The organism is Streptomyces marokkonensis, from assembly GCF_039539045.1.
Classification (GTDB): Bacteria; Actinomycetota; Actinomycetes; order Streptomycetales; family Streptomycetaceae; genus Streptomyces; species Streptomyces marokkonensis.
The window spans coordinates 1-4,391 of the sequence record NZ_BAABCQ010000306.1 but is presented as its reverse complement, the minus strand read 5'-3'; the positions used below and the strand labels follow the sequence as shown (position 1 = coordinate 4,391).

Here is a 4,391-nt window from a genome sequence, read left to right as displayed (position 1 = left end):
AGGTGCCAATTCGGACAGAAGGCCCAGACGTGACTTAGCCGGATGACCGGGGCCTCCGAAATCTCCGAGCGGTGCCGTATCGTCGAGTGGTGCCCGCCTGCGAGCAGCGTCGGCGGGGCCGAGTGGGAGGAGCCCCCGTGACGCAGCAGGTCCCGTCGACCGAACCCGAGCTGACCGGTGTGCGCAACTTCCGGGACGTGGGCGGACTGCCGACCGTGGACGGGCGGCGGGTGCGGCAGGGGGTGCTGTTCCGCAGCGGCCACCTCGCACACGCCACCGGAGAAGACGCCGCGCTGCTGGCCTCGCTGGGCCTGCACACCATCTTCGACTTCCGCAACGCGGCCGACCAGAAGCTCGACGGCCCGGACGTCGAGCTTCCGGGCGTGCGGAACGTGAACCTGCCGCTGAGCGACCCGGCCGACGGCGCCGAGTTCTGGAGGATGGTCCGCGACGGCGACCTCGACCAGCTGCGCGAGATCCTGGCGGACGGCAAGGGCGCGAACCGGATGATCAATTCCTACCGCGCGATCATCAAGGAGCGCACGGCCGAGCACTCCCGGGTGCTGCACGCGCTCGCGCAGGACAGCGTCCCCGCCCTGATGCACTGCGCGGCCGGCAAGGACCGTGCGGGCCTGTCGATCGCGATCACCCTGCTCGCCCTGGGCGTCGAGCGTGAGGCCGTCGTGGACGACTACCTGAAGTCCAACGCCACGCACCGCCGCTACAAGGTACAGCGCAGCGGCTCCGCCGCCTCGGCCTACTCCCCCGAGGTCATGGAGCTGCTCAGCCCCCTCTTCGACGCGCGCGCCGAGTATCTGGCGGCGGCTTTCGAGACCGTCGAGGAGACCTGGGGCGGGGTCGACACCTATCTGGAGAAGGGTCTGCGGATCACTCCGGAAACCCGGGAGCGGCTGCGCGAGCGGATGCTGGACTGAGTCATCGGCTCACCGACTCACCGGTTCCGGTTCACTGGCTGTTGGCGCCCACCTCGAAGAGCAGGTAGATGAAGGCCGCGAGGACGTGCCCCACGACGAGGTACACGAAGAGCCGTACCCACAGGGCACGCGGGAACTTCTCCTGAAGGTTCATGGCGTCTCTCCAAAGGTGGGGTGGGCCGGTCCGAGGGCAGGGTGCACCGGCGTGGTGGCCGGCCCCAGGCACAGTGCCGCCGCCGGGCTCTGCAGCAGGGTGTGGACGAAGAGCAGCTCGACGCCGTCGGCGTCCTGAGCGGCGATCCGGTGCGGGGTCAGCGAGTCGAAGTGCGCGCTGTCGCCCGGGCCGAGCCGGTGCACGGCGTCCCCGAGGCGCAGCCGCAGCCGGCCCCGCAGGACGTGCAGCCACTCCTCACCGGGGTGTACCCGCACGATGTCGCCCTGCGAGCCGTACGGCACATGGACGCGCAGGGCCTGCATGCCACGACCGGCCCCGCCGGCCTGCCAGTAGGTCCAGCCGCCCGCGAACGTCGGCTCCATGGCGTCGGCGCGTACGACGGCATCCCGGTCCGCGACCGTCTCGCCGAGCAGCTCCGAGACAGTCGTACCGTAGACACGGGCGAGGGAGAGCAGCATCGGCAGCGAGGGCTGACGCTGCCCGGTCTCCAGACGGGAGAGGTGGGCGGGCGACAGCCCGGCGGCGCGGGCCGCCGCCTCGAGGGTGAGGGCGGCCCTGCGCCGCAGGGCACGCAGCTGCGGTGCCACGACGGACACCGCGTCCGCCGACGCGTCCCTCGACGGCGGTTCGGGCTCGTGGGTGGTCATGCCTCCCATTCAGCCCCGAAATTGCCCGTTAGGCAATTTCTTTGCCTCTGAGGCAAAGAAGTGAAGCGAAGGGCCGGACGGGAACGCCCTCGCCGGTGGTCAGCGGTTGGCCACCGCCTGCCTGACCAGGGTCTTGCCGAAGTCCCACATCAGGCCGCCGCCGTCGTGCGCGTCGTCCATCACCTCGGTGAAGGCGTCGACGAACCGGTCCGCGTCCCCCGCGTCGATGATCAGCGGGGGGATCAGCTTGATCACCTCCAGGTGGTCACCGGACACCTGTGTCAGAATCCGGTGCCGTTGCAGCAGTGGTACCACCACCATCTGCGCGAACAGCCCCTTCCGCGCGGCCTGCAGCATCGCCCAGCGGCTGCGCAGTTTCAACGATCTCGGGCGTCCGAACTCGATGCCGATCATCAGCCCCCGTCCCCGGACGTCGGCGAGCAGCTCGTAGCGATCCACCAGCTCCGTCAGCCGGGACTTCAGCCGCTCGCCCACCGCGGCCGCGTTCGCCACGATCTCCTCGTTCTCCATCACCGAGAGCACCGCGAGCCCTGCCGCCATGGCCTGTGCGTTGGATCCGAAGCTCGCCGAGTGGACCTGCACCCGGTCCATCGAGGAGAACACCTTCCGGAAGATCCACTCCTTGCCCAGCGTGGCCCCCACCGGCACATAGCCGCCGGACAGCGCCTTCGCCACGCACACCAGGTCGGGCTCGACGCCCTCCTCGTGCTGGAAGGCGTAGAACTTCCCGGTCCGGCCGAGGCCCGTCTGCACCTCGTCGGCGATCAGCAGTGCCTTGTGCCGGTGCAGCAGTTCCTGCGCGCCGCGCAGGTAGCCGGGCGGGGGCTCGTGCACGCCCTTGCCCTGGACCGGCTCCACGATCAGCGCGGCCACGTCGCCCCGCTTCAGCTCGCGCGCCAGGGCGTCCAGATCGCCGAGCGGGACTGCGGTGTCGGGCAGCAGCGGGGCGAAGCCGTCACGGAAGCCGTCCTCGCCGTTGACGGACAGCGATCCGGTGGTCAGCCCGTGGAAGGCGTGCGGGCAGTACAGGACCCTCGGCCTGCCGGTCGCGTACCGGGCGAACTTCAGCGCGGTCTCGACCGCCTCCGTGCCGCTGTTGCCGAAGAAGACCCGGTCCAGGTGCGGGCTGTAGGAGAGCAGCTGCTCGGCCAGCAGCCCGGGCAGCGGCGGACAGTCGAAGCGGGTCAGGTCGGCCAGCGAGGCGTCGAGGACGTCGTGCAGTGCCTTGCGCACGACGGGATGGTGGCGCCCCAGGCCCATCACCGCGAACCCTGCGAGCATGTCCAGGTAGTCGTTGCCGTCCGCGTCCCAGAAGTGCGCGCCCTCGGCCCGCTCGTAGACCTTGTCGAAGCCGATGGTGCGCAGCATGCGCGGCAGCTGGTGATTGAGGTGCCTGGCGTGCAGCTCGTACCGCTCGGCTCCGCGCTCGGCCAAGAGGGCGGCGAGGTCGAACTCCTTGGTCATTCAGCTCTCTCCTTGCACTGGCGTGACGGGCCGTCGTCCGTGCCTGGTCTGATCTCCGGCCTGCGCTTCGGCCACCTGATCTCCGGCCTGCGCTTCGGCCACCTGTGCTCCGACCTGCGCTCCGGTCGCCTGCGCTTCGGCCACCTGTGCTCCGGCCTGTGCTCCGGCCTGTGCTCCGGCCTGTGCTCCGGCCTGTGCTCCGACGGCCAGGCTCGCGCTGATCCGGCCGGCGATCTCGACCGGGGTGAGTCCGATGTCGGCGAGCACCTCGGCGCGCTTGGCGTGCGCGAGGAACTGCTCGGGGACGCCGAACCGGCGTACGGGTACGTCGACCTCGGCGTCGACCCGGCACTCGCGCCACCGCCGAACCGACGCCGGCCGCTCGGCTGCCGACGTACTTCAGCCCCAGGTCCTCGAAGAGTCCCTGCGGGGCGAAGGCGTCCTTGAAACCCTTCTTCGCGCCGTGCAGGGCCTCGTACAGGGTGTCGCCGACCACGGGTGTGCGCCGGAGTACGCCCTTGCCCCAGGCGAGCATCCGCTCGTAGCCGTCGGTCGTACGGAGGGTCGCGAGGTGGTTGGCGAGGCCGTCGGCCCAGCCGAGCACGGTGGAGGCGTGGCTGTTCTCGATGACGTCGTGTTCGGACTCCTCGCGCGACGGGTAGCCGGAGAGCCCGCTCTTGCCGCGCAGTCCGGAGAAGTCCTGACGGTCTGTCAGAAGTGTGTGCACATAGCTCTGATGGCCGGTGTCCCACAGAATGCGGCCGGCCGGTGACTCGAAGACCCGGTGCAGGGCGACGGTCAGTTCCACCACGCCCGGGTCGGGGCCGAGGTGTCCGCCGGTGCGGGTGACCGCGTGCACCAGGAAGTCACGTATCTCCTCGGACAGTTCGCCGAGTTCCGCCTCGGACAGCGCCTTCAGGTCGCGTGGTCCCCGGATGCTCTCCAGAATCGTCACGCTCGGCCCCCTTCGGTCCGCGGTGTTCAGCTCACGGTGACGGCCGGCTCCCCCGACGCGCCGTCCTTCTCCATCTGCTCGGCGATCTTCATCGCCTCTTCGATCAGCGTCTCGACGATCTTCGACTCGGGGACGGTCCTGACGACCTCGCCCTTGACGAAGATCTGGCCCTTGCCGTTGCCGGAGGCGACGCC

The 4,391-nt window shown here is 70.1% G+C and carries 4 protein-coding genes and 2 pseudogenes; 1 reads left to right on the top strand and 5 read right to left on the bottom strand.

Features of this window, described 5'->3' with window-relative positions:
- Positions 1 to 137: 137 nt before the first annotated feature.
- Positions 138 to 935 carry a tyrosine-protein phosphatase gene (locus ABEA26_RS35210; protein ID WP_345598052.1) on the top strand — a complete coding sequence of 266 codons (798 nt, stop codon included), beginning with the start codon at positions 138 to 140 and terminating at the stop codon, positions 933 to 935.
- 31 nt (positions 936 to 966) lie between these two features.
- Here the strand turns inward: ABEA26_RS35210 and ABEA26_RS35205 are convergent, their stop codons facing one another.
- From ABEA26_RS35205 to ABEA26_RS35180, 5 genes and pseudogenes are all read right to left on the bottom strand, one after another.
- Positions 967 to 1,089: a DUF6126 family protein gene (locus tag ABEA26_RS35205; RefSeq protein ID WP_345598050.1), complete on the bottom strand. Its 123-nt coding sequence runs from the start codon at positions 1,087 to 1,089 to the stop codon at positions 967 to 969.
- Positions 1,086 to 1,757: a helix-turn-helix domain-containing protein gene (locus tag ABEA26_RS35200; RefSeq protein WP_345598048.1), complete on the bottom strand. Its 672-nt coding sequence runs from the start codon at positions 1,755 to 1,757 to the stop codon at positions 1,086 to 1,088. The genes ABEA26_RS35205 and ABEA26_RS35200 overlap by 4 nt, the downstream gene beginning before the upstream one ends.
- 99 nt (positions 1,758 to 1,856) lie before the next feature.
- Positions 1,857 to 3,242, bottom strand: a complete 1,386-nt coding sequence (locus ABEA26_RS35195; protein WP_345598046.1) for an aspartate aminotransferase family protein — start codon at positions 3,240 to 3,242, stop codon at positions 1,857 to 1,859.
- Between the two features lie 310 nt (positions 3,243 to 3,552).
- Positions 3,553 to 4,197, bottom strand: a pseudogene (locus ABEA26_RS35185) (1-deoxy-D-xylulose-5-phosphate synthase N-terminal domain-containing protein); the annotation flags it as partial.
- 26 nt (positions 4,198 to 4,223) lie between these two features.
- Positions 4,224 to 4,391, bottom strand: a pseudogene (locus ABEA26_RS35180) (flavodoxin-dependent (E)-4-hydroxy-3-methylbut-2-enyl-diphosphate synthase); the annotation flags it as partial.

What these genes read in the sequence shown, in the direction of transcription:
- ABEA26_RS35205 (WP_345598050.1), bottom strand. Translation starts at nt 1,089, where the DNA reads ATGAACCTTCAGGAGAAGTTCCCGCGTGCCCTGTGGGTACGGCTCTTC.
- ABEA26_RS35200 (WP_345598048.1), bottom strand. Translation starts at nt 1,757, where the DNA reads ATGACCACCCACGAGCCCGAACCGCCGTCGAGGGACGCGTCGGCGGAC.
- ABEA26_RS35195 (WP_345598046.1), bottom strand. Translation starts at nt 3,242, where the DNA reads ATGACCAAGGAGTTCGACCTCGCCGCCCTCTTGGCCGAGCGCGGAGCC.